The following is a 21,919-nucleotide window of genomic DNA, read 5'->3' on the forward strand; positions in this document are numbered from 1 at the left end:
CGGGAGGGGATGCGCGGCCTGCGGGCGCAGCCCGTCGAAGACCAGGCCGAGGTAGCGCCGCCACAGGCCGGGGGCCGCGTCGCCGAGTGGTGACGTCGCCTGTGCCACGGCATTGGTCAGCAGCACGATGTCGTGCCCGGTGACGTCGTCGCGAACGGCACCGGCGGCCACCGCGCGGGCCGTCAGCTCCTGGGCCGCCGCCACCAGCCGGTCACTGGCCGCCCGAAGCCGTGCGTCCTGTCGCTTCCGCAGGCTGACCGCCTGACAGAAGGACCGGTCGGCGGCCTGCGACTCGATGGTGTCCGCCATGAACGTCAGCAGCGCCCGCCCGGCGTCGGCGTGGCGTCCCGGCGACCTGGAGGAGGTGGCGGCGCTGGCGGTGAAGGGCGTCCTGCCGGACGGCGTGACCCGCCGCTCCCCCCGCGACCAGGCCGTACGGGCCTACGCCGACCTGGAGAACGGGCACGTCACCGGCAAACTGCTGATCACCTGGTGAAGCGGGGCGCGGCCCCGCGCACGATCGCCTGCCAGGTACGTTCGTGCGCGGGGGGCGCGTTCCGCGCGTGCCGCAGGCTGTGGGAGCGGCACGCGCATCGGCCGCCGGGGTCTCCGGCTCAGCCGATGCCGGCGACGATGCGGGCGACCTCGCCGGGCATCGACAGGAACGGGGAGTGCGAGGCGTCGAGCGCGGCCGTGGCGGTCGGGTTGCCGGGGAAGGCGGCGTCCGCCTCGGCGATGAACCTCTCCTGGAGGGCGGGCCGGACGGCCATGTCACGCGCGCACTTGATGTAGGTGCGGGGCACCGACCCCCAGCCGCGGCGGGTCAGGGTGGTGGTCTCCATGCCGATCCCGACCGGGCTGTCCGGGGTCAGCATCCCGAGCGCGGCCTCGGCGGTGACCGGGTCGACATCGGCGCAGAACGCCTCGCGCAGCAGGTCCCGGTGGGCCCTGTCGTCGGACAGGACGTCGAGCCGCAGCACGCCGGTCGCGCCCGGGTCGCCGAGCAGCGCCGCCGGGACGAGATTGCCGTCGCTCTCCGGCATCCGCGTGTAAGTATCGGGGTGGACATGGTCGACTCCTTCGGTAAAGGCGGACCGGCCGAGTGGCGTGCGTCCCGGCCGGTCCCCCTTATTAAAAGGACCGTACTGCCCGGCGTTACCGGCCAAGTCGCAAATAGAGTGACAACCCCAGTGACTTTGCTCACGATCGGCCGCCCTTTTCGATAAGCCCGGGAAAAGGCCGTTCCGATAATCGGAATTCCGCCTTTTACGAAGGGTGCCGGCCGCCCTGGGGAGTGCTGGTCGTGCCGTCCCACCTGAGGTAGAGTAATAATCGTACGCGTACGAAACCCAGATGGGAGGGCTATGAGCGCGATCGACTCCGCGGAGGCGGCGGTGCCGCGCACGCCGTCGCCCGACGAAAGCCCCGTGGCGGGGCAGAGCATGGCGAGACTGCTGCGCCCGCACGCCCGGAGCTTCGCCGCCGTCGTGGTCTTGCAGGTCATCGGTGCCATCGCGGGGCTCTTGCCGCTGCTCGCCGTGGTCGAGCTGGGCCGCGTCCTGCTGTCGCCCGGCCCGGCCGACACCGGCCGGGTCTGGGCCGAGGTGATCGTGGGCGCGGCCGGCCTGCTGGTGCGGCTGGCGTTCACCGCCGCGTCGTCCGGGATCGGGCATCTGGTGGACGGCCAGGTCCAGCTCACCTTCCGCAGGCATCTGGCCGCGCGGCTGGGCCGGGTGCCGATCGGCTGGCTGTCTCGCCGCCGTACCGGCGAGCTGGCCAAGGTGGTGGGCCAGGACGTGAGCGCGGTCCACCCGTTCATCGCGCACGCCCCCGGCGAGCTGGTCTCCGCGTTCGTGGTCCCGCTGGTCTCGCTGGTCTACCTGCTGTCCATCGACTGGCGGCTCACGCTGATCACGCTGATCCCGGTGGCGCTGGCCATCGCGCACGTCCCGCTGCTGATGCTGCCCGCCCGGGCGCGCGAGCAGGAGGAGTTCGACGCGGCGATGGGCCGTATCGCCGACTCCGTCGTGGAGTTCGTGCAGGGGATCGCGGTGGTCAAGGCGTTCGGCGGCGGTGAGCGCGCCCACCGCGCCTTCCGCACCGCCGCCGACGACTTCGTGGCCGTCTTCTCCCGCTGGGTGCGCGGCATGTCGCTGGTCGCCGCCGGGATGCAGCTCGCGCTGTCCCCGCCGTTCGTGCTGCTGGTCGTGCTGATCGGCGGTACCGCGCTGATCTCCGGCGGCGGCCTGGCCCCGGCCGACCTGCTGCCCTTCCTGCTGCTCGGGCTGGGGCTGACCGCCCCGGTGGCCGCGCTCGGGCACGGCTTCGACGACCTCCAGGCCGCCCGCCGCGCCGTCGGCCGGATCAAGGAGGTGAGCGAGGTGCCGCCGCTGCCCGAGCCCACCGCCCCGGCCGTCCCGCACGGGCACCGGGTGGAGTTCCAGGGGGTCCGGTTCGGCTACGACGACGACCGCGAGGTGCTGCGCGGGATCGACCTGGCGCTCGAACCGGGCACCGTCACCGCGCTCGTCGGCCCGTCGGGGAGTGGCAAGTCCACCCTGGTACGGCTGCTGCCACGGTTCTTCGACCCGACGGGCGGCTCGGTCCGCATCGGCGGGGTGGACCTGCGCGACCTGCCCACCCGGGAGCTGTACCGGATGGTCTCCTTCGTCTTCCAGGACGTCCGGCTGCTGCGCGCGTCGGTCACCGACAACATCGCGCTGGCCGTACCGGACGCCGCCCCCGAGGACGTCGTCCGCGCCGCGCGCCAGGCGGGTGTCCATGACCGCATCCTCGCCCTGCCGCGCGGCTACGACACGGTGATCGGCGAGGAGGCCGCGCTGTCCGGCGGCGAGGCGCAGCGGATCGCCCTGGCCCGCGCGCTGCTGGCCGACACGCCCGTACTGGTCCTGGACGAGGCGACGTCCTTCGCCGACCCGCAGACCGAGCACGCGATCCGCCGCGCCCTGGCCGCGCCCGCGGGCGACCGTACGATCCTGGTCATCGCCCACCGCCTGGAGACGGTCGCCGACGCCGACACCGTCGTGCTGCTCGACGACGGCGTCATCACCGATCAGGGTCCCCCGGCCGAACTGCTCGCCAGGGACGGAAGCTTCGCCGCCTTCTGGCGGTCCCACCGGTCGGCCATCGGCGATCCGGACAGCGCACCACCAGGAGGTAAGCCCCGGTGATCCGGATTCTGTTGCGTGTGGTGGGCCGGGAGTATGCCCGGCCGATGCGGCGCACCATCGCCCTGATGACCGCCACCGCGATCGTCGAAGGGTTGCTCTATGCCCTGCTGGTGCCGGTGCTGCGGGCGCTGTTCGGCGGTAGCCCCGCCGACGCCCGGCCCTGGCTGGTCGCCTTCGGGGCCGCGGTGGCGGCCTACGCCGTGCTGCGCTACTTCAGCGACCTGTCCGGCATGCGCGTCGGCACCACGATGCTGCGCGGCATGTACCACCGCCTCGGCGACCACCTGGCCAGGCTGCCCATCGGCTGGTACGACGCCGCCCGCGTCGGCGAGGTGTCCGTGATGGCCGGGCGCGGCCTGCTCCAGGCCATGGGCGTGGCCGCGCACCTGCTCGCCCCCTTCATCGCCGCCCTGGTCACGCCACTGACCATCGTCGCGGTGATGCTCGCGTTCGACTGGCGGATGGGGCTGGCCGCGCTGGCCGCCGCCCCCGTCGTGGCCCTGACCAGCGCCTGCACCGCGCGCGCGATGGCCGCCACCGACGCCGAACGGCACGAGCGCGACCACCAGGCGGGCGCCCGCGTGATCGAGTACCTCCAGGCCCAGCCGATCCTGCGGGCCGGGGGCCGCACCGCCGAGCGCTTCGGCCTGCTCGACGACGCGCTGCGGCAGGTCCAGCGGGCCTCCCGGCGTACCGCGCTGGCCGCGCTGCCCGGCGCGATCGGCCTGACCCTCACGGTGCAGGCGATGTTCACCGCGCTGCTGGTCCTCGGCGCCTACCTCGCCCTGGGCGGGGGCATCGGCGCCGCCGAGGTGCTGGCCATCCTGGTCCTGGCGGCCCGCTGCGCCGACCCGCTGCTTTCGCTGGCCGACATCGGCGGCAAGCTGCGCGGCGCCCGCGCCGAGATCGACCGGCTGGACGCGGTGCTGCGCACCGAGCCGCTGCCGCAGCCCGCCGAACCGCGCGAGCCGCGGGGGCACGGGCTGGAGTTCGACGCCGTGACCTTCCGGCACGGCGACCGCACGGTCCTGTCCGGCCTGTCGCTGTCGGTCCCGGAGGGGCGGCGGGTCGCCGTCGTCGGGCCGTCCGGGGCGGGCAAGAGCACCCTGCTCCAACTGGTCGCGCGGTTCTACGACGTGGACGAGGGCGCGGTACGCGTCGGCGGCACGGACGTCCGCGCGATCGGCACGGAGGCGCTGATGTCCCGGATCGCCGTCGTCTTCCAGGATGTCTACCTCTTCGCGGGCACGATCGAGGAGAACGTGCGCCTCGGCCGTCCCGGCGCCACCGACGCCGAGGTACGCGCGGCGGCGACCGCGGCCCGGCTGGACGAGGTCGTCGAGCGGCTGCCCGGCGGCTGGCACGCCGACGTCGGCGAGGGCGGCGCGCTGCTGTCCGGCGGCGAGCGCCAGCGGGTCTCCATCGCGCGGGCGCTGCTGAAGGACGCGCCGATCGTCCTGCTGGACGAGGTGACCTCGGCCCTGGACCCGATCAACGAGGCGGCCGTCCACCAGGGCATCGAACGCCTGATGGCGGGCCGTACGGTGGTGATGGTGGCGCACCGGCTGCGAACCGTGCAGCGCGCCGACCACATCGCCTTCCTTGAGGGCGGCCGGATCGTCGAGGAGGGCGACCACGCCGAACTCCTCCGCCGCGGCGGCCGGTACGCCGACTTCTGGAACGCCTCCCTGGCCCCGGCCACACGGCAGTGAGCCTTCGGCCGCCTGCCCCCGGCTCCGGCGATGTGCGGGTCACCGGCCTCCGGGGGCGTCGGTGGAGTGGAGGAGGCCGTCGATGATGGCGGTGAGGGCCTGGCGGTGGGTGTCGCGGGCGTTCAGTTCGGACCAGCGGGCGGCGACCCTGGCCAGGTGCGGGTGGGTGCCGCTCTCCACCCCGGCGATGACATTGTTCTCCGGGGTCGATCCGGCGGTCCGGGCGCGGCGGCGTTCGCCGTTCACGCGGATGATCAGGTCGCCGACGATGTAGAACCAGATCGTGCGATAGATGTAGACGGCCTGCTCGGGGGTGTGGCCGTTGTCGATGGCCGCGCCGATCATCTCGTCGACGAACCACAGCGCCGAGGGGGCGGTGAAGTCGTCGCCGGTCAGCACCTCGACGATCCACACCCGCTCGGCGAGGAGTTCGTACAGCGTGGTCGCCACCGCCACCAGCCGGTCGCGCGGGTCGTCGGGGAACTCCGGGCGCGGAATGCGCCGGGCCTGCGCCTCCATCAGGAGCAGCAGCAACTCGTCCTTGTCGCGCACGTGGTAGTACAGCGCCATAGGCGCGCTGCCCAGCTCGCTCGCCAGCCGGCGCATCGACAGCTTCTCCGGGCCCTCGGACCGCAGGACGCGCTCCGCCGCGGCGATGATCGCCTCCAGGGACAGGCGCGGCGGCCGGCCGGCGCCCTTCGCCTTGGGCCCCGCTGCGGGCATCTCTTTTCCTCCACGACCATCGATTGCCGGGAAAATCACCAAGTCCCGAAAACCCGAGCTTAGCAAAAGCCGGATTAACGCTTCCACAGTGGAATGAAATGCGCCGGAAACGACGGTGAATGGGATCGAGAAATGCGCCGGGACGGTTCAGCGGGCCGGGCGGACGAGGTCGTTCTCGTAGGCGGCGATGACGAGGTGGACGCGGTCGCGCGCCCGGAGTTTGCTCAGCAGGTTGCCGACGTGCGTCTTCACGGTCTTGATCGAGATGGTCAGGCTCGCCGCGATCTCGTCGTTGGACAGGCCGCGCCCGACCAGGGCCAGGACTTCGGTCTCCCGCTCGGTGAGCGCGGCCAGGCCGCCCGGCCGCTCGCCGGTGGGCCGGGCGAGGTACGCCTCGATGAGACGGGTCAGGACGCTCGGCGCGAACAGCGACTCGCCCCGGTGGACCCGGCGGATCGCGTCGAGCAACTGGGCGGGGTGGGAGTCCTTGAGCAGGAAGCCGCTCGCGCCCGCCTGGAGGGCGGTGCGGACGTACTCGTCCAGCTCGAACATCGTCAGCACGATGACCTTCACCGATCCGGCGCCCGCGTCCGCCGTGATGCGGCGGGTGGCGGTGATGCCGTCGGTGTCCGGCATCCGGATGTCCATCAGCACCACGTCGGGACGCCGCTCGGCGCAGAGCCGGACGGCCTCCTCCCCGGTGCCCGCCTCGCCGACCACGCTCATGCCGTCGTCGGCGTCGATGACCGCCGCCAGGCTGTGCCGCAGCAACGGCTGGTCGTCGGCGACGAGGACGCGGATACCGCCTGTCATGGCCGGGCCTCGGGGACGCGGGCGGTGACGTGGAACCCGTTGCCCGCCTGCTCGGCATGGAAGGTCCCGCCCAGCGCGGTGAGACGTTCGCGCAGCCCGGCGATCCCGTGACCGGCCCCCGGGTGCGGGGTCCACCCGGGCACGGGGCCGTCGTCGTGGACGCTGGTGACGATCCAGTCGCCGTCGCGGCGGACGTACACGCTCGCGCCGGTGGGCCCGGCGTGCCTGGCGGTGTTGGTGAGGGCCTCGCGCACCACGAAGCAGATCGCGAGCTGCGCGCCGGGGCTGACGTCGGCCACGTCGTCGAGCCGGAGCGTGACGGCCGGGCCCGCGCGCTCGGCGTCCTCGATGACGGCGGGCAGGTCGTCCAGGGTCTCGGCGGGCCGCAGTGGCACCGCGGGCTCGGCGGGCTCGCGCAGCACGTTGAGCATCCGGCGCAGCTCCATCGTGGTCTGCCTGCTGATCCGCTCGACGTCCGACAGCGCGGCGGCCCGGTCGTCCGCGCCGCCGAGGTGGCGGGCCGTGCTCGCCCGGACGGTGATCAGACCGAGGCCGTGGGACACGATGTCGTGCAGTTCGCGGGCGATGCGCAGCCGTTCGGCCTGCGCCGCGCGCTCCCCGGCCCAGGCGGTCAGCCGCGCCTCGTACGCGATCCGCTGCCGGCGCGCCCGCAGCACCGCCAACGCGGTGGTCAGCACCGCCAGCGCCACCACGACCATCGGGACGACGATCGCCGCGCCGCTGTCCCGGCCGACCGCGAGCAGCGCGAACAACAGCACGAGGTGGACGGCGACGGCCGTCGGCCAGACCGGCCGCCTGCGTCTCGGAACCGCCTGGTCGCCCCCCACCCGTGCGATTCTAAGGACCGCCTTCCGGCGGCGCATCGGCCCTGGGTCCGAGGGACCTGGGTCTGAGCCGCGCGGCCCAGGTACCGCCCGCGGCCCGATGCGCGGGAGGTCGCGTACCCGGTTCGCTTGGGCGCATGGTGACCATCGACGGCCTCGTCAAGCGGCGCGGCGGCAGAGAGATCCTGAGCGGCATCGGCTTTTCGGCCCGCCCCGGGCGGGTGACCGGGTTCCTCGGCCCGAACGGCGCGGGCAAGAGTTCCACGCTGCGCGTCCTGCTCGGCCTGGACCGGGCGACCGCCGGCACGGCGCTCATCGACGGTGTGCCGTACGCCCGGCTGCGCGACCCGCTCGGCACGGTCGGGGCGGTGCTGGACGGCTCCGGCGCGCACCGGGCGCGCACCGGCCGGGCGCACCTGCGCTGGGTCGCCCGCTCCGCCGGACTGCCCCGGGCCCGCGTCGATGAGGTATTGGAACTCGTCGGCCTCACGCACGCCGCGGCCAAGCGCGTCGGCACGTACTCGCTGGGCATGGGGCGGCGGCTGGCGATGGCGACGGCGCTGCTCGGGGATCCGGCGGTGCTGATCCTGGACGAGCCGGTGAACGGGCTGGACCCGGAGGGCATCCGGTGGATCAGGACCTTGCTGCGCGAGCGCGCGGCGACCGGCCGTACCGTACTGCTGTCCAGCCACCTGATGGGCGAACTCGCCGAGACGGTGGACGATGTCGTGGTCATCGACGCGGGCCGGATCGTCGCCGACGGCACGCTCGGCGAGGTCACCGGCGCGCACCGCACCCTTGAGGACGCGTTCTTCGCCCTCACCGGCGGCGGTTCCCGGCTCACCGGCGGCGGGGCCCGATGAGGGCGCTCGCGGCCGAGCTGGCCAAGCTCGCCTCGCTGCCCGCGGCATGGGTCGCCGCGGCGACCGGGGTACTGGTGCCGAGCGCGGTCGCGGCGATGACCGCCCGTGGCGGGCCGGTGCCGGGCGGGGAGGACATCGGCTACCAGGAGCTGGCGTTCGGCGTGCTGGGGGCGATCGTGCTCGGCGTCGTCGCCATCAGCAGCGAGTACGTCACCGAGAGCGCGGAATCCGGCGGCGGGCGGCAGATCACCACCAGCCTGACGGCCGTCCCCTCCCGGACGCGGTTCCTGCTCGCCAAGATGGGCGCGGTCGCGATCGGCGGCGCGCTGCTCGCGGTCGTCGCGGCGGCGGCCACCATGGGCGTCGTCCAGGCGGGGGCGCAGACCCCGCCGCTGGGGGCGGGCGACGTCCCGCGCCTGGCCGGCGTGGTCTGCTACTGGGCGCTCACCGCGCTGCTCGCCTTCGGGGTGACGGTGCTCACCCGGCACGGGGTCGTCCCCCTCGCCCTGTTCATCGTGAACACCTCGGTCGTCAGCGTCACCTACCTGCTCACCAAGATCACCCTACTGGCGAACTACCTGCCGGACATGGCGGGCGTCCGCATGTTCATCCGTCGCCTCCCGGACAACGACGTCGAGATCGCCCCGCTGACCGCCGGGCTGGTGATGGCCGCCTGGGTGGCCGCGCTGCTGGTGGTCGCCACCGTGGTGTTCACCCGGAGGGACGCGTGACGGCGGCCCGCGCCCTCGCGGCGGAACTGTCCAAGCTCCTCTCGCTGCCGGCGACCTGGCTCACCATCGCGGGGACCCTGGCCGCGAACCTGCTCCTCGCGGTGGCGTTCGCGCAGGCCGCGCTGCGGGGCACGGCCGCCACGCGGGACGTGGTGGACGTCGGGCTGGCCTCGATCGGCTACGCCCAGGCCGGGTTCGTGGTGCTGGGGGTGCTCGCCGCCTGTTCCGAATACATCGGCGGGCAGATCCGCACCACGCTGGCCGCGATGCCGCACCGTGCCCGCCAGCTCGCCGCCAAGCACCTGGCGACGGCGATCGTCGCGCTGCCCGCCGCCGCGCTCACGGCGTTCTGCGGGGTCGCGCTCACCGCCCTCGTGCTCGGCGACACGCCCGCGACCTTCGGTCCCATCCTGGGCGTGACCGGGTATCTCCTGCTCACCACGTTGATCGGCGTGGCCGCCGGAGCCCTGGCCCGGCGGACCCTCGTGGCGGTCGCCGTCCTGCTGGGGTACTTCTTCGTGGCCGGACCGCTGCTGCGCGACAATCTCGACCTGGCGAAGTACCTGCCGGACACGGCCGGAGCGGCCATGTGGTTCCCGGCGGGCGGCGCGCTGACCCCGGCGCAGGGCGCGCTGGTGCTCACCGCCTGGACCGCCGCCCTCATCGCCGTCGCCCTGGCCGGGCACCATCGCCGGGACGCCTGAGTTCTGTCGGTGATCGCTGGTTGGATGCCCGGTATGGAGTTCTCCCCCCTCGCCCGGCGGCTGCTCGCCCTGATCACCGGCACCGCCGACGACGCCTCGTACTGGCCCGACGTCTCGCAGTTGACCGTCGGGCTGGGCACGCCGGTCGGCGGCGGCGACGCCGACTCGTGGCCGCCGCGTTTCGAGATCGACGAGCGGATGCGGCAGCGGGTGGTGGAGCCGGCCCGCGAGCTGATCGGGTTCCTGCTGCCTGCGGACCGCGAGCCACCGCACGGGCGCTTCTGCGTGCTGGTGGCGGCGGGGCTGGCGGGCATGGACACCGAGGTGCGCGCCATGCTGGCCGAACGCTACGGGCCGATCGCGCTCGCCGAGATCGACCTGCTGCTCGGCTGGGACGTCGAGCGCCGGGCGCTGTTCGTCGTGCCCCGGCCGGACGGCCACCCGTCCGGCGTGGCCGAATGGCTCGCCGGCCTGCCCGGCTATCCCGCCTTCGCCCGCACGGCCCTGGAGAGCGCGGTGGCCCGTGTCGAGGCCCTCCAGGCGGGCGAGATCCCCTACCTGGCGGAGGAGGCGTTCGACCGCGCGGAGACGAGCGTCCTGGGCCGGGCGGTACGGCTGGCGCTGTTCCGCGACGACGACCGGCTGCCCGGCCTGCTCGATCCGCTGGTGCGCGGGATCGCGGTGGCCCCCACCCAGGCCAGGACCCTGCCCTCGCAGCGGCTGCTGTTCGAGATCGCCCGCGTGGCGGAGGCGCACCCCACGCCCGAGGTGATCTCCGCGCTGCGCGCGGCCGGCCGGATCACCCGGCACGGCGGGGTGCCGAATCGGCTCGATCGCAGCCTCAAGCGGATCGAGGCCGCGCTGGCCAACCGGCTGGAGGTGGCGTTCCGGGTGCCCGACGGGCGGGTACGGCAGGCCGTCGGCGACCACACGGCGGTGATCTCCACCGATGGCGAGGTCGAGCTGTCGTGGTGGCAGGGCGACAAGCGGCTGCGGTCCGTGCCCGCGGCGGTCAGACGTGAGCATCCCGACGAGGTCAAGCGGCTGCGCGAGCTGGTCAGGCAGACCAGGCAGCAGCAGGCCACCCTGGACAGGGCGCTGGAGGCCGGGATCGGCGGGGAGACCGATCCGCCCTACCGGCGGCTGGCCGTTCGACGGGCACGTCCTGCGCTACCGCACCCTGCGCGCGCTGTTCAAGGAGCGGGGCTGGGCGGCCGAGTTCCAGGGGCACTGGGAGACCGACGGGCACGCCCGGCGGGTGATGGCGGGCGGAGGCTGGCGAGTGGCCCTCTCCCACGGCCTCCACGACGAGGACCACGCGGTCACCGGCCTGGTCCACTTCGAGCGGCGCACCGAGGACGGGTGGCGGCCGGTGTCGTCGACGGAGGTGCCGCCGCTGGTGTTCAGCGAGGCCATGCGCGATGTCGATCTGTTCGTGGCGGTGGCCTCGATCGCGGTCGATCCCCGGTTCGCCGAGGCGGGGCCTGACGCGCTGCGCGACACCTGGCGGTCCGGGGCGTTCGGGGCGCTGCCGCCGTCCGCCGAGGTGCGCAGGGACGCGCTGGCCCGGCTGATCGGGCGCACCGCCATCGCCGAGCGCTGCACGATGACCGACCGCTTCCTGGTGGTACGCGGTGACCTGCGCACGTACAAGATCCACCTCGGTTCGGCCAATGTCCTAATGGAGCCCAACGACGCCTACCTGTGCATCGTCACCGGGCGCGAACCCGGCACCCGGCTGTTCCTGCCGTTCGAGGAGGACGGCCGGCTGGCGCTCATCCTCAGCAAGGCGTTCCTGCTGGCCGACGACACCGCCATCACCGACCCCTCCATCACCCACCAGATCAGGGGGTGAGCGTTCAGTCCACGTGCCGGAAGTCCGGCCAGGCGGTCGCCCACGGGGTGTGCGGGTCCGAGCAGACCGTGATCGGCTGCCCCTGCTCCTCGTTGGCGACTCCGGTGCCGTGGTCGATGACCCCGGCCGGCGAACAGCCCGCGAAGCGCTCGCGCAGCCGCTCGGGCGGCAGGCCCACGAAGACCACCGTCCGCGTGGCCTGCGGCGGCGGCCCCTGGAACCACAGCTCGTTGTGGCCGCTGTAGACCGGGACACCCGGGGCGAACCTGTTCAGCGCGCCGGCCTCGCCGTAGTTCGCGGTGATCACGACCGTCCCCGGCGGCAGCGTCCGGTACACCTCGGCGACCTGGTCGGCGAACCGCGGCCAGCCCACCGACTCCCGGGCCACCTCGTTGGGCGAGCCGCTGAGGACCGGCAGCGGCATCAGCGGCAGCGCCATGGCGATGCCGATGAGCGAGCCGCCGAGCAGCCCGCCCCACACCGTGCGCCGCCGGGCGGCCCGGCCGGCGGCCCACGCGGCGACGGGCACGCAGCCGGCCGCGTAGGCGAAGATCAGGCTGCCCGCCACGTAGTCCGCCCGCCCGCCCGACACGAAGCCGAGCAGGATCGTCACCAGGGTCGCGATGGCCAGTGCCCGGGTCTGCGGCCTGCGGCGCAGCCAGAGCCACCCGGCGACGGCGATGGCGAACGCGCCCATGCTGAGCAGCGACACCAGCATCGGCACGAACATGATCCGGTTCATCGGCTCGCTGAGCGCGGCGGCCATGGTGAGCTGGGGCCAGCCGTTGGTGGCCTGGTAGACCAGGTTCGGCGAGGCGATCAGCGCGGCCAGTGCCACCCCCGACCAGAACCACCGGTCGGCGAACACCACACGCGGCCCCTTCACCGCCAGCCCGGCCGTGATGAGCAGGCCGGTGGCCAGGCCCGTGATCAGCAGGACGATCAGGTGCTTGTTGAACGTGGCCGCTCCCGCGACGGCCCCCGCCGCCACCCACCAGCGGCCGTCGCCGCGCAGCAGGGCGCGCAGCGCGAACAGCACGCACGCCGTCCAGAACACGAAGTCGGCCGACTGGGTGAGCAGGGTGTGCCCGGCGATCAGGGGGAACATCCCGGTGCCGAGCCCGGCGGCGGCGAGCGTCTGCGCGCCCGCCCGGCCGCCCAGCTCGCGGGTGATCGCAGCGCCGAGCAGTACCAGCGCCCCTGCGCACAAGGCGGGCAGCACTCGCAGCCCGATGATGGTGTCCCCGAACAGCCCGGTGGACAGCCGGGCCAGCAACGGGGTCAGCGGCGGCTGGTCGAAGTATCCCCAGGCGGGGGACTGGCCGAGCAGCCGGAAGTACAGTTCGTCGCGGTGGTAGCCGTACCACGGGCTGAGCGCGAGCAGGGCGACCACGACGACGCCCGCGATGGGACCGACGGTCCGCCAGGCGAGGGCCGGGAGCGGGGGAGCGGCGAGCTTGCGGCGGGGGGCTCGAAGAAGCATGCCCCCACGGTCGCCGAGCGGGCGTACCGTGTCGTCAGCCCGGAAGCAGAACGTGGGGTCAGCCCGCGGGCATAGCCGGCGGCTCCCCAGGTTGTACGACCCGGTGGCCGAACGCTCAGGCCACGGCCGAATGTGGGGGTCAGTCCGCGGGTATGGCGGGTGGTTCTCCTGGGTGTACGACGCCGTGGTCGAACGCGAAGACCACCGCCCCGGCCCGGTCGCGCACGCCCAGTTTGGTGAAGATGCGGCCGACGTGGGTCTTGACCGTGCCCTCGCCGACCACCAGGTGGCGGGCGATCTCGGCGTTGGTGAGGCCGCGGCCGATGCCCTTGAGGACGTCCAGCTCGCGGGCGGTCAGCTCGCCGAGCCGCCGGACCGCGGCCGGGTCGGTCGCCGGATCGGTGCGGTAGCGCCGCAGCACCCGCCCGCAGACCGCCGGGTCCAGCCAGCCGTCGCCCGCCGCGACCGCGCGGACCGCGCGCTGGATGTCCTCGGCCGGGGCGTCCTTCAGGCAGAAGCCGGACGCGCCGGCCCGCAGCGCGGCGGCGAGCACGGCGTCCTCGCCGAAGGTGGTCAGCACCAGCACCCGCGCATCCGGGTCGGCGGCCAGCAGGGCACGGGTGGCCTCCACCCCGTCCATCCGTGGCATGCGGATGTCCATGACCACGGCGTCGGGCCGGGCGCGGGCGACCTCGGCCAGTGCCGCGTGCCCGTCGGCGGCCTCGCCGGCCACCTCGAAGCCGTACGGCTCGCGCAGGATCGTGCGCAGCCCGGCCCTGGCCAGCTCCTGGTCATCGACCAGCACGACCGAGATCATGCCGGGAGGTCCGTCCGCACGGCCCACCGGCCGCCCTCCGGCCCGGCGGTGACCTGGCCGCCGATCATGCGCACCCGGTCGGCCATCGCGCGAAGTCCCATGCCGCCATTGTGCCGGGGCGGGCGGCCGGGCAGCGGGTTGGTGACCGTCGCCTGTACCGCGCCCTGCTCCGACACACGCACCCGTACCTCGACGGGGCAGCGCGGCGCGTGCCGGGTCGCGTTGGCCAGCGCCTCCTGGACCAGCCGGTAGAGCACCATCCCGGTGGTCGCGCTCACCGCGGGCAGCGCGCCCTCGACGCTCGCGTCCAGGTCCAGGCCGGCCGCCCGGTATTCGGCGAACAGGCCGGGCAGCTCCGGCGCGGTGGGCTGCGGGGCGGCCACGGTGGCGTCGGGGGACTCCTCGGCCAGGACGCGGACCACCTTGCGCAGCTCGGTCATGCTCTGCCGGGCCAGGCGTTCGGCCTCGGCGATCCCGGCCGCGGCGGCCTTGGGGTCGTGTTCGAGCGCCAGCCGTACGCCGCCCAGGTGCAGCACCGTCACCGCGAGGGTGTGCGCCACGATGTCGTGGACGTCGGCGGCCAGCCGCTGCCGCTCGGTCAGGGCCGCGGCGGCGGTGGCGGCGCTCTCGGCCCGGTGCAGCCGCTCGCCCACCTCGATGCGGTAGCGCATGGCCCAGCCGCTCCAGAAGACGAGGCTCGCGGCGGCCAGCCAGTTCGGCCACCCGGGGTCGGGCGAGGCGTACGCGGCCAGGGCCACCACGCCCAGCGCGGCCAGCCAGACCACCACGCCCGCCCAAAGGCGCAGGGCGAGCGCGACGAACCCGAGGTAGAGCACCAGGACGAACCAGCCGACGCTGTTGACGGCGAGCCCGGTCAGCGCGGCGAAGGCCACCGGGGCCAGCAGCCCGGCCACCTCGGCGGCACGCCCGTTCCCCGCGCGGACCATGACGGCACAGAGCCCGACCAGGGCGGTCCCGCCGACCAGTGGCCAGACAGGGTCATCGCCACGCATGATCGTCTGCGCCCACGACAACCCGACCAACAACACCAGCGACCCAAGGCCGACCGGCACCAGCCGGCGGGGAGACACCACCACCCGCCCATCGTAGAAACGCCCGGCCCCCCGCACATCTCCCTGAAGGGATACCCGCCCTCCACCCACGGTCAGAGCCAAAGGGCGGGCCGGGGCCCGGAGTACCTGTCCGCCAGCGACTGTCCGGCGGGGAAGCTCCGCGCACCGCGCTCCGCGCGCAATCGCCTTCGCTTCGCTCAGCCGCCCTTTTCTCATGTCGGGCTCCGCCCGACGCCGTGGCCCGGCCTCGTTCGCCGCTTTCCCGCTGTTCCCCACTGATACTCCGGCGGGTTCTACCACGCACTCAATGGGTCGTCGCACGAGAGATGGGCAGATCCCCTATTACCATCGACGACCTGAGTGTGTGTCGGCTCCTCCCCATCCCGGAGCATGGCCGCCGCCGGAGGCGTCTCTTTAAGGCCCTGGTGTGCTCGGGCCGGGCCGGGCTCGCCGGGCCGCTGTCGCACTTCGGTCTCGGCCGGTCCGGGCGCATCTATGTGATCGCCGCCGGGCGGTGCTGGCACAACGCGCCCTCCACCTCTGCCCAGCACACCAACAGCGCGAGCATCGGCATCGAGGCCGAGAACAACGGCTCGCAGCCATGGCCGCCTGACCAGCTCGACGCCTACCGCAAGCTGTGCGCTGAACTGTGCCGCGAGTTCGACCTGCCCGCGTCCCGGGTGAAGGGCCACAAGGAAGTCAACTCGCAAGAGCCCGACCCACACCACATCGACATGGACGACTTCCGCGCGGTGGCCGCGCGGCTCATCAAGGGAGGGGACGACGACGTGAGCGCCAAGGAGCTGTGGCAGCACGAGCTGGCCGTGCCGTACGGCAGCAAGGAGAACCCCGAGTGGCAGGCCGGGAACATCCTGGTCAACCACGGGAACTGGCTGCGGAAGATCTCCGCTCAGGTGGACGCGCAGAACGCGACCATCAAGGCCCTGGCCGACGCGCTGGCGCAGCGCGACGAGGCCGTGGACGTCGATGCCCTCGTGGCGCGGATTCGCGCCGAGATCGAGCGTGTAACCGTCCGACTGGACGTCACCGAGTAACCCCCTGTTTGGCCGCCCAGGCGGTCTGAGCCCTTGGAGGCTACCTGTGAAGATCGGCAAGTACTGGAAGAGCGTCCTGGCCGTGGTCGGCGCAATCGTGGTCGCGGGCGAGGCCGTCATTGACGACCAGCTCATCACCCCGAACGAGTGGGTGAACCTCGGCATTGCCCTGCTCACCGCGATCGGAGTGTGGGCCGTGCCCAACAAGGGCGCCGGTGCCCGGACTGCGGGCTACCACCCGGGCGGGCACGCCGGGCGGGACCTGCACGGCCTATAGACCGACACCGTCACCCCCGCCCTTCCCGCGATACACCGCGGGAAGGGCGGGGCTTTTGTTGTTTCGTCCCTAGCGGGTCGCGCCATCTGGCCAGAACACCCGAACCGGCATTCCCCGTTCCCTCGCGGCGGCGACCACGTCGGCGGTGCCGCCGTAACCGCGGGCGGGCAGTCCGTCCCACACCGCCCACACTTCTTCGGCCATCTCCAGCATCCGCTCCGACGCGGCCTGATGAGATGCGCCAGTGGATTCGACGAACGCCATCTCATGCACTCGCGCCGCAGCGGCGTACAGGGAATCGTAGAGGGGCCAGTGCTCGGCAGGTAGACCCTCCCGGTATTCGGCCGCAGGCACGACGACCTCAAGTTCCCCGCCAGTGTCGAGGACGGCACGGGCGAACAGGGAGTCGGCCCCGTCGGCGATGCACGACAGGCCGACCACCTGTTCGCCGAGGCCGCCCAACGCATCGCGGAGTTCTCGGTCGATCTGCTGCTCGACGGCGGTCGGCAACCCCCGATGCCCGGTGATGGCAATGCGCAACGTCATGAAAAGATTGTCCCCCGGCTCAACCGATCCTGGCGGCCAGTAGCCGCTCATCGAACGCGGCGACGCTGGGCAGGACAGGCCCGCTATAAGAGGAGCGGAAGCGCTGGGCGGCCTGGATCACACGCTCGCTGTCGTACAACACCCCAGTCGAGAGTGCGGTGCCGGCGAGCGAAAATGCCTCATCGAGTTCGCCCTCCATTCGGCGGATGGCGGCAATCTCCAAAACCAAAATCGCCCGCTGCTTCTCGGCTGGCTGGATTGCGTTTAACGACTCAGCGAAAGCGGCGAGCGCTGTGGCAGGCTGCCCGAGCCGCACCGCGCACAAGGCCCGAAAACCAGCGACCTTAGCCTCGGTGAAGGGGAAAATAAACGGCCACGGGGGCGTGGACGTTCGGCTGACCGCGCGCTCGGCTTCGGCGAGCGCAAGGCGACAGGCGCGGCCGTCGTGGGCGGTGGCGTGCGCGAGCGCGGTCAGGCAGGCGAGCCAGGCGCGGGCAGACGCAGGTGCCTGATCGCCCATCGCCGCTCGGGCGCGCCCCAGCAGCAGGAGCGCGAGGCGGGGGTCGCCGTCGGCCTCGAACTGGGCGAGACTGCCGACTAGGTAGCCCGTGAGAAGACCGTGCCCACTCCGGCGGGCGGCATCTATCCCAACCCTGTAGTAGGTGCGGGCACTGCCAGCGTCGGCCATGTCGGCGTGCAGCCAGGCAGCGAACCCGGCGGCCTCGGCGATCACGCTCAGCAGTTGACCGCGCAGTGGGCTGGTGGCCGATCTGGCGAGCTCAGCACGGGCGACGCCTAGATGTGCGATCACGCCGGGCGCGAGATCCCGGGCGGGGGTGGTGGCATCAAGGCGGCGTTGGAGGCCGGTCACGGCGGTGAGCGTCGAGGTTGTAGTGTCGTCCGCATTCACGCGACGTGGTTTGTACGGTGCTGGGAAGACTGCCAGCGCCGCAGCGGCGGTCGCCTTCCCAAGTTCCCTGCGGTTCGTGTCCTCACCTTCTCGGGGGCCGAGCCGAAGACGGTGGAGGGGCACTCCGAGTCGACGGCATATGTCGCGAACCTGGTCCACGGTGAGAGCCCGGCCCCTTTGAACGCGTGATACCCAGGTTTGGCTGTATCCGACTGCCTCGGCTAACTGTTGCTGGCTCCATCGGCGCATGGCTTGCACCTCGGTCAGCAGCTTGCCGATATTGCATGTGGCCAGCGCCTCAGCCACGGCCGGTTGATCCCAGAAACTCGCCGGGAGTGGGTGCTCTGGGGATGCCATGAGGTTAGGGTACGGCGGCTAGTGCCCTCCCCGCACGAGTCCTATCTCGCATAATCCCAGCCCTGATGGGATTGTCCGGTTCTGGTGTAGGGCCTCGGCGGGTCATGCTCAGGGCTCGTGATCCCCGCTCACTCGCATTTGCCCGCCGCTAAGCGTGCTTTTCCGTGCGGGAGGTCACCATGGGCCACGCCGATTACATCTAAGGCGTACCTGACAAACGACACAAATGGCGGACCCGCCCGGCGCTAGCGACGCCCGGACGGGTCCTTGATCGCAGAAGGAGCTGCGACCCGATGAGTGATGATAAACCCAACGTGCCCCAAGACGACGGCTTGTTCCTCGTATGGGAGGTCGAGGCCGGCCGCGACGGCAAGAGCGGCGTGACCAAGGATGAGGTCGTCGCCGAGAAGGACATGCTCGACGCCCTCGCAGCCTTCCAGCACGGGCGCGGCCGGGTCCGGTACGCGCGCCTCACTCCCGCGCCGCGCGGCACGATCTACGACTACTGGTACGGCTCGACCCTCATCACCGCGCACCGGGCGGACGGCGTGACCGTCTCCGTCATCGGGGACGCGTGGGAGGACACCCTGTGAGCGGGCACGGTGGCGCGGCGAGGGAGCTTAGCGCGCTGTCGTGCCGTACGGCGGGCCGGCGCGGGCCCGCCAGGCGCGGGCGGCTTTCAGGTGGTGTTCACGCTGCCCGCGCCATCCAGTCCACGGTACGGCCGCGCCCGATCGCCCCTGGGCCGTACCGTCCCGCGCAAGGGGTTGGTAGCTCCTTGCGCCGCGCGGGCGGGTCGTGGTTGAGCGCCCGCCCGCGCCCTCTCCTTAGGGGCGTGCAGTGGACGATCTGACCCCCCAGCAGCAGGCCCAACTCACCGCCATCGCGACCACCTACCCCGGGTGGCACATCGTGGTGGAGCGAGGGTGGTGGTGGGCCACCAAGCACACCCCGCCCACTGCGGAGCAGAAGGCAGCCGGAGTACTGACCCAGTTCGCCCGCCCCGGGCCGCACGAGATGGTGGCCGCCCTGAACGTGCAGCTCGGCATCCTCGCCCGGATGGGCGCGGCCTAAAGACCGGGGGCGGCCGGGCCGACGTCCACCCATAGAGGGACACCCGCTCGCCGCCCCTGAGGGGACCGGATCTCGCGGATCTCGAACTCCATCGCACTCCCCAAGCTGGGGTGTTGCGACGACCGCTAGAAGGGAGGAGATCCCGGGCGGGGCGCTCGCGCGTACGGCTGCGCGTGGGATACGAGCTGTATCTGTTGTTGATCTTGCAGGGGGTGCCAGCAGGTGTCAGGCGCACCCGGCCACCCACTTCTGGTAGCCGCGCGCCGACAGCCGGTCGGTGCGCTTGGGCGCGATGCGCTGGAGTAGGGAGTGCTTGGCCACCTGGGCCGTCTGCATCGGTGTTGGGTCAGAGGTGGAGGATGCGTTGGAGCCAGGAGTGTTTGGTGGTGAGGGCGGCCTGGGAGACACGGGCGGCCGATGTGCCCGCGAAGCCGTGGTAGCCGCCCGCCCAGACGTGGAGTTCGGCCTGGCCGCCGGTGGACCAGATGCGGGTGGCGAAATCGACGGCCTCGTCGCGGAAGACCTCGGCCGCGCCCACCTCGATGTAGGCAGGGGGCAGGCCGGACAGGTCGGTGGCGCGGGCGGGGGCCTCGTGCGGGAGTACGTCGGCGGTGCCGCGGCGCGGGCCGAGGATGGCGGTCCAGGCGGTGTCGTTGTTGTTGCGGTCCCAGGCGCCGATGCCGTCGTACTGGTGGCTGGAGACGGTGGTGTTCCGGTCGTCGATCATGGGGGCGCCCATGTAGAGCCCGGCCGCCGCCGGGCCGCCGCGGTCGCGGGCCATGAGGGCGACCGCCGCGGTCAGCCCGCCGCCCGCGCTGAAGCCGGAGATCAACAGCCTTTCGGGGTCGAAGCCCAGCTCCTCGGCGTGCCCGGCCGTCCAGAGGTACCCGGCGTAGCAGTCCTCGGCCTGCGCGGGCGAAGGGTGTTCGGGGGCGAGCCGGTACTCCACGGTCACGCCCACCGTGCCGTGCTCGACCGCCGCCGAGATCAGGCCCTCGATGCCGAAGAACCGGGTGCCGACCAGCATGCCGCCGCCGTGGATCTCGTAGATGCCCGCCGCGCCGGGCCGCGGGCCGCCCTTGGGACGTACGACGGTGACGGTCACGTCGGGCGCGCCCTCGGGACCGGGCACCTCCACGTCCCACCACTCCACCGGGCGGTCGCCCACGATGTGTGCCATCGACGGGATCAACGAGGCGAAGATCTCCCGGTTGCGCTGGATCGTGTCCGCCCGCAGCGGCACGGCCTCCACCGCCGCTAAGAAGGCCGCCAGCCCCTCTTCCAGCTCGGGGTCATAGGGAACCGGAACGTAGTTCATCATGGGCCTCCCCTGCGCCGCGCCGCACGACAGCGAAATTCTACGAACGTAGACGCTAGTCGTCGCGGGCCGGTTCGTACAGCCCTTCTCACCCGCACGGTCGGGCCGGTGCGGCGCACCGGTCGGGTCGCAGCAGGTCGAGCAGGATGTCGCAGGCGTGCTCGGCGTCGTGGTTCGCACGGCCGGCCGGTTCCCTGGGGGCGCGGGAGAAGTACCACACGAAGGCCAGCAGCAGACGGGTGACCACCTCGGCCGGATAGTTCGCCACGATGGCCCCCTCGGACTGCGCCTGGCGGATCAGCGTCAGCAGCGGGATGTGGATCGCGGTGAGGTCCGCGGACGCCGCCGGTCCGTCGGTGAGCAGGCGGATGGCCGCCCGCGTGCGGATGTCGCATTGCAGGCCCCGGGCCAGGGCCATCACGCTGCGGTGCAGGGCCACCTCGGCGGAGACTCCGGAGCGGCGGTTGCGGGTGTAGGTGTCGGCCCAACTCGTCAGGAACTGGTCGATCAGCACCCCGGCCAGGCCCTGCTTGGAGCGGAAGTGCGCGTACAGGGCGCCCTTGGTCATCCCGATCCAGGCCGCCACCGCCTGCTGGCCGCGGGGCTGCTGTACTGGGCCGCCCGCCGCTTCGACACCGACGGCAGGCCCTCCCACCAGGACGCGGCCATCGCCCGGCTCTTCGCCGCGGAGGCGGCCCTGGCGGTCACCGAGGGCATGGCCCGGCTCTCCGGCCCGCTCGCCTTCACCGGCGACCACCTGATCGAACGGGCCCACCGCGACGCGCTGTTCTTCGCCGAGACCGGCGGCGGTACCGAAGTCCTCCGCCCGGTGATCGCGGCTTCCCTACTCGGACTCGGCTGAACGCGGGGGTACACCACCATGACCGACGCAGTACTCGAGTGCTCGCCCTCAAGTCGGGGGCCGATGACTGCGTGGTCCAGTCGTGTGGTGAGCGGGAACTATGGCCAGGATCGAGGCGGTGATGCGCCGGGCCAACGGCCTCGGGTCGAGCCCGCAGGTGATCGCGCTGTGCACCCTGCGGATCGACGGCAAGGCGCGCGAGGTCCGCCTGCGCGACCAGGTGGTCGCTGTGACGTCCAAGGAGTTCGAGCTGCTCTACACGCTGGCCGCCAATCCCGAGACGGTCGTCTCCCGCAAGGAGCTGATGGCCAAGATCTGGGGCGACAACTGGGCGCAGACCAGCCGTACCATCGACACCCATGTCAGCAGCCTGCGGGCCAAACTCGGCTCCCCCACCTGGATCGTCACCGTCCGCGGGGTCGGTTACCGGATCGGCCTCGCCTACACCAAGGTCCCCGAACCGGTGGGGCCCGCACCAGGGACGCCGACGAAGAGTAGCTAGGCTGCGCCTCCGGAAACGCCGGAAAGGAGAATGGTTATGCCGTCATCAGTGCAGATCGCTGCCTTTACGGGAATCGTGTTGCTCGGGGCGATGAATCCCGGGCTGGATTTCACCATCGTGGTCCGTCAGTCCGCGCTGCTCGGCAGGCGTGGTGGGATGGCCACCGCGCTGGGCATCGGGGCGGGGGTGTTCCTGTGCTGTCTCTTAT

Annotated in this window: 26 protein-coding genes; 14 read left to right on the forward strand and 12 right to left on the reverse strand. The window is 72.5% G+C overall.

Features of this window, described 5'->3' with window-relative positions; genetic code table 11:
* Positions 1–309: SbtR family transcriptional regulator (locus C1I98_RS13590; protein ID WP_497844737.1), on the reverse strand; the 309-nt coding region annotated here is incomplete at its 3' end.
* On the opposite strand from C1I98_RS13590, the gene C1I98_RS13595 reads away from it, so the two are divergent.
* The gene (locus tag C1I98_RS13595; protein WP_146607420.1) at positions 308–496 is read left to right on the forward strand and encodes a hypothetical protein; all 189 of its coding nucleotides are present in this window, start codon (positions 308–310) and stop codon (positions 494–496) included. The two genes, C1I98_RS13590 and C1I98_RS13595, sit on opposite strands and share 2 nt — an antisense overlap.
* 118 nt (positions 497–614) lie before the next feature.
* Here the strand turns inward: C1I98_RS13595 and C1I98_RS13600 are convergent, their stop codons facing one another.
* A complete protein-coding gene (locus C1I98_RS13600; RefSeq protein WP_111167531.1) occupies positions 615–1,043 on the reverse strand; it encodes an alpha/beta fold hydrolase in 429 nt (142 codons plus the stop codon).
* 321 nt (positions 1,044–1,364) lie between these two features.
* Between C1I98_RS13600 and C1I98_RS13605 the strand changes: the two genes are divergently transcribed.
* Positions 1,365–3,191: an ABC transporter ATP-binding protein gene (locus C1I98_RS13605; protein WP_111167532.1), complete on the forward strand. Its 1,827-nt coding sequence runs from the start codon at positions 1,365–1,367 to the stop codon at positions 3,189–3,191.
* Positions 3,188–4,903 (forward strand): ABC transporter ATP-binding protein, encoded by a 1,716-nt coding sequence (locus tag C1I98_RS13610; protein WP_111167533.1) that lies wholly within the window; start codon positions 3,188–3,190, stop codon positions 4,901–4,903. The genes C1I98_RS13605 and C1I98_RS13610 overlap by 4 nt, the downstream gene beginning before the upstream one ends.
* A 39-nt stretch (positions 4,904–4,942) precedes the next feature.
* On the opposite strand, the gene C1I98_RS13615 is transcribed toward C1I98_RS13610, so the two are convergent.
* The 3 genes from C1I98_RS13615 to C1I98_RS13625 form a co-directional block, all read right to left on the reverse strand.
* A complete protein-coding gene (locus tag C1I98_RS13615; RefSeq protein ID WP_111167534.1) occupies positions 4,943–5,626 on the reverse strand; it encodes a TetR/AcrR family transcriptional regulator in 684 nt (227 codons plus the stop codon).
* Between the two features lie 147 nt (positions 5,627–5,773).
* Positions 5,774–6,439 carry a response regulator gene (locus C1I98_RS13620; protein WP_111167535.1) on the reverse strand — a complete coding sequence of 222 codons (666 nt, stop codon included), beginning with the start codon at positions 6,437–6,439 and terminating at the stop codon, positions 5,774–5,776.
* Entirely contained in the window at positions 6,436–7,287 is an 852-nt protein-coding gene (locus C1I98_RS13625; RefSeq protein ID WP_199536921.1) for a sensor histidine kinase, read from the reverse strand. Before C1I98_RS13625 ends, C1I98_RS13620 begins: the two co-directional genes overlap by 4 nt.
* A gap of 134 nt (positions 7,288–7,421) precedes the next feature.
* Between C1I98_RS13625 and C1I98_RS13630 the strand changes: the two genes are divergently transcribed.
* Genes C1I98_RS13630 through C1I98_RS13650 form a run of 5 tightly spaced genes read left to right on the forward strand, consistent with a single transcriptional unit; the run spans position 7,422 to position 11,437 of the window.
* On the forward strand, positions 7,422–8,147 hold the full coding sequence (locus C1I98_RS13630; RefSeq protein WP_111167537.1) for an ABC transporter ATP-binding protein: 726 nt from the start codon (positions 7,422–7,424) through the stop codon (positions 8,145–8,147).
* Positions 8,144–8,878, forward strand: coding sequence for an ABC transporter permease (locus C1I98_RS13635; protein ID WP_111167538.1), 735 nt, complete (start codon positions 8,144–8,146; stop codon positions 8,876–8,878). Before C1I98_RS13630 ends, C1I98_RS13635 begins: the two co-directional genes overlap by 4 nt.
* Positions 8,875–9,582, forward strand: a complete 708-nt coding sequence (locus C1I98_RS13640; protein WP_111167539.1) for an ABC transporter permease — start codon at positions 8,875–8,877, stop codon at positions 9,580–9,582. The genes C1I98_RS13635 and C1I98_RS13640 overlap by 4 nt, the downstream gene beginning before the upstream one ends.
* Positions 9,583–9,615: 33 nt before the next feature.
* Entirely contained in the window at positions 9,616–11,070 is a 1,455-nt protein-coding gene (locus C1I98_RS13645; RefSeq protein ID WP_111167540.1) for a hypothetical protein, read from the forward strand.
* Positions 10,997–11,437: a DUF7737 domain-containing protein gene (locus C1I98_RS13650; protein WP_111167541.1), complete on the forward strand. Its 441-nt coding sequence runs from the start codon at positions 10,997–10,999 to the stop codon at positions 11,435–11,437. The genes C1I98_RS13645 and C1I98_RS13650 overlap by 74 nt, the downstream gene beginning before the upstream one ends.
* 4 nt (positions 11,438–11,441) lie before the next feature.
* On the opposite strand, the gene C1I98_RS13655 is transcribed toward C1I98_RS13650, so the two are convergent.
* The 3 genes from C1I98_RS13655 to C1I98_RS13665 form a co-directional block, all read right to left on the reverse strand.
* On the reverse strand, positions 11,442–12,920 hold the full coding sequence (locus C1I98_RS13655; protein ID WP_111167542.1) for an ArnT family glycosyltransferase: 1,479 nt from the start codon (positions 12,918–12,920) through the stop codon (positions 11,442–11,444).
* Positions 12,921–13,059: 139 nt separating this feature from the next.
* Positions 13,060–13,737: a response regulator transcription factor gene (locus C1I98_RS13660; RefSeq protein WP_111167543.1), complete on the reverse strand. Its 678-nt coding sequence runs from the start codon at positions 13,735–13,737 to the stop codon at positions 13,060–13,062.
* Positions 13,734–14,834, reverse strand: a complete 1,101-nt coding sequence (locus tag C1I98_RS13665) for a sensor histidine kinase (RefSeq protein WP_158558021.1) — start codon at positions 14,832–14,834, stop codon at positions 13,734–13,736. The genes C1I98_RS13660 and C1I98_RS13665 overlap by 4 nt, the downstream gene beginning before the upstream one ends.
* A gap of 401 nt (positions 14,835–15,235) precedes the next feature.
* Between C1I98_RS13665 and C1I98_RS13670 the strand changes: the two genes are divergently transcribed.
* Together C1I98_RS13670 and C1I98_RS13675 are read left to right on the forward strand one after the other, a co-directional pair.
* On the forward strand, positions 15,236–15,865 hold the full coding sequence (locus C1I98_RS13670) for a peptidoglycan recognition protein family protein (protein WP_158558022.1): 630 nt from the start codon (positions 15,236–15,238) through the stop codon (positions 15,863–15,865).
* Positions 15,866–15,911: 46 nt separating this feature from the next.
* A complete protein-coding gene (locus C1I98_RS13675) occupies positions 15,912–16,142 on the forward strand; it encodes a hypothetical protein (protein ID WP_111167546.1) in 231 nt (76 codons plus the stop codon).
* A 69-nt stretch (positions 16,143–16,211) separates the two neighbouring features.
* Here C1I98_RS13675 and C1I98_RS13680 read toward each other — a convergent pair whose 3' ends face one another.
* The gene (locus C1I98_RS13680; protein ID WP_111167547.1) at positions 16,212–16,688 is read right to left on the reverse strand and encodes a hypothetical protein; all 477 of its coding nucleotides are present in this window, start codon (positions 16,686–16,688) and stop codon (positions 16,212–16,214) included.
* 19 nt (positions 16,689–16,707) lie between these two features.
* Positions 16,708–17,955: a helix-turn-helix domain-containing protein gene (locus C1I98_RS13685; protein ID WP_111167548.1), complete on the reverse strand. Its 1,248-nt coding sequence runs from the start codon at positions 17,953–17,955 to the stop codon at positions 16,708–16,710.
* A gap of 293 nt (positions 17,956–18,248) precedes the next feature.
* Between C1I98_RS13685 and C1I98_RS13690 the strand changes: the two genes are divergently transcribed.
* Both C1I98_RS13690 and C1I98_RS13695 read left to right on the forward strand, forming a co-directional pair.
* Positions 18,249–18,548, forward strand: a complete 300-nt coding sequence (locus tag C1I98_RS13690; protein WP_146607421.1) for a hypothetical protein — start codon at positions 18,249–18,251, stop codon at positions 18,546–18,548.
* Between the two features lie 247 nt (positions 18,549–18,795).
* Complete coding sequence (locus C1I98_RS13695) at positions 18,796–19,029, forward strand: hypothetical protein (RefSeq protein ID WP_111167550.1); 234 nt, start codon at positions 18,796–18,798, stop codon at positions 19,027–19,029.
* 346 nt (positions 19,030–19,375) lie between these two features.
* On the opposite strand, the gene C1I98_RS13700 is transcribed toward C1I98_RS13695, so the two are convergent.
* Entirely contained in the window at positions 19,376–20,350 is a 975-nt protein-coding gene (locus tag C1I98_RS13700; RefSeq protein ID WP_233507849.1) for an alpha/beta hydrolase, read from the reverse strand.
* Between the two features lie 85 nt (positions 20,351–20,435).
* Positions 20,436–20,915: a TetR/AcrR family transcriptional regulator gene (locus C1I98_RS13705; RefSeq protein WP_146607422.1), complete on the reverse strand. Its 480-nt coding sequence runs from the start codon at positions 20,913–20,915 to the stop codon at positions 20,436–20,438.
* Here C1I98_RS13705 and C1I98_RS40470 point away from each other — a divergent pair.
* Both C1I98_RS40470 and C1I98_RS13710 read left to right on the forward strand, forming a co-directional pair.
* The gene (locus C1I98_RS40470) at positions 20,889–21,209 is read left to right on the forward strand and encodes an acyl-CoA dehydrogenase family protein (RefSeq protein WP_158558023.1); all 321 of its coding nucleotides are present in this window, start codon (positions 20,889–20,891) and stop codon (positions 21,207–21,209) included. The two genes, C1I98_RS13705 and C1I98_RS40470, sit on opposite strands and share 27 nt — an antisense overlap.
* A 100-nt stretch (positions 21,210–21,309) precedes the next feature.
* Positions 21,310–21,711, forward strand: a complete 402-nt coding sequence (locus C1I98_RS13710; protein ID WP_199536922.1) for a winged helix-turn-helix domain-containing protein — start codon at positions 21,310–21,312, stop codon at positions 21,709–21,711.
* Positions 21,712–21,919: the final 208 nt, after the last annotated feature.

The sequence above is a fragment of the Spongiactinospora gelatinilytica genome, from assembly GCF_003236385.1.
Taxonomy (GTDB): domain Bacteria; phylum Actinomycetota; class Actinomycetes; order Streptosporangiales; family Streptosporangiaceae; genus Spongiactinospora; species Spongiactinospora gelatinilytica.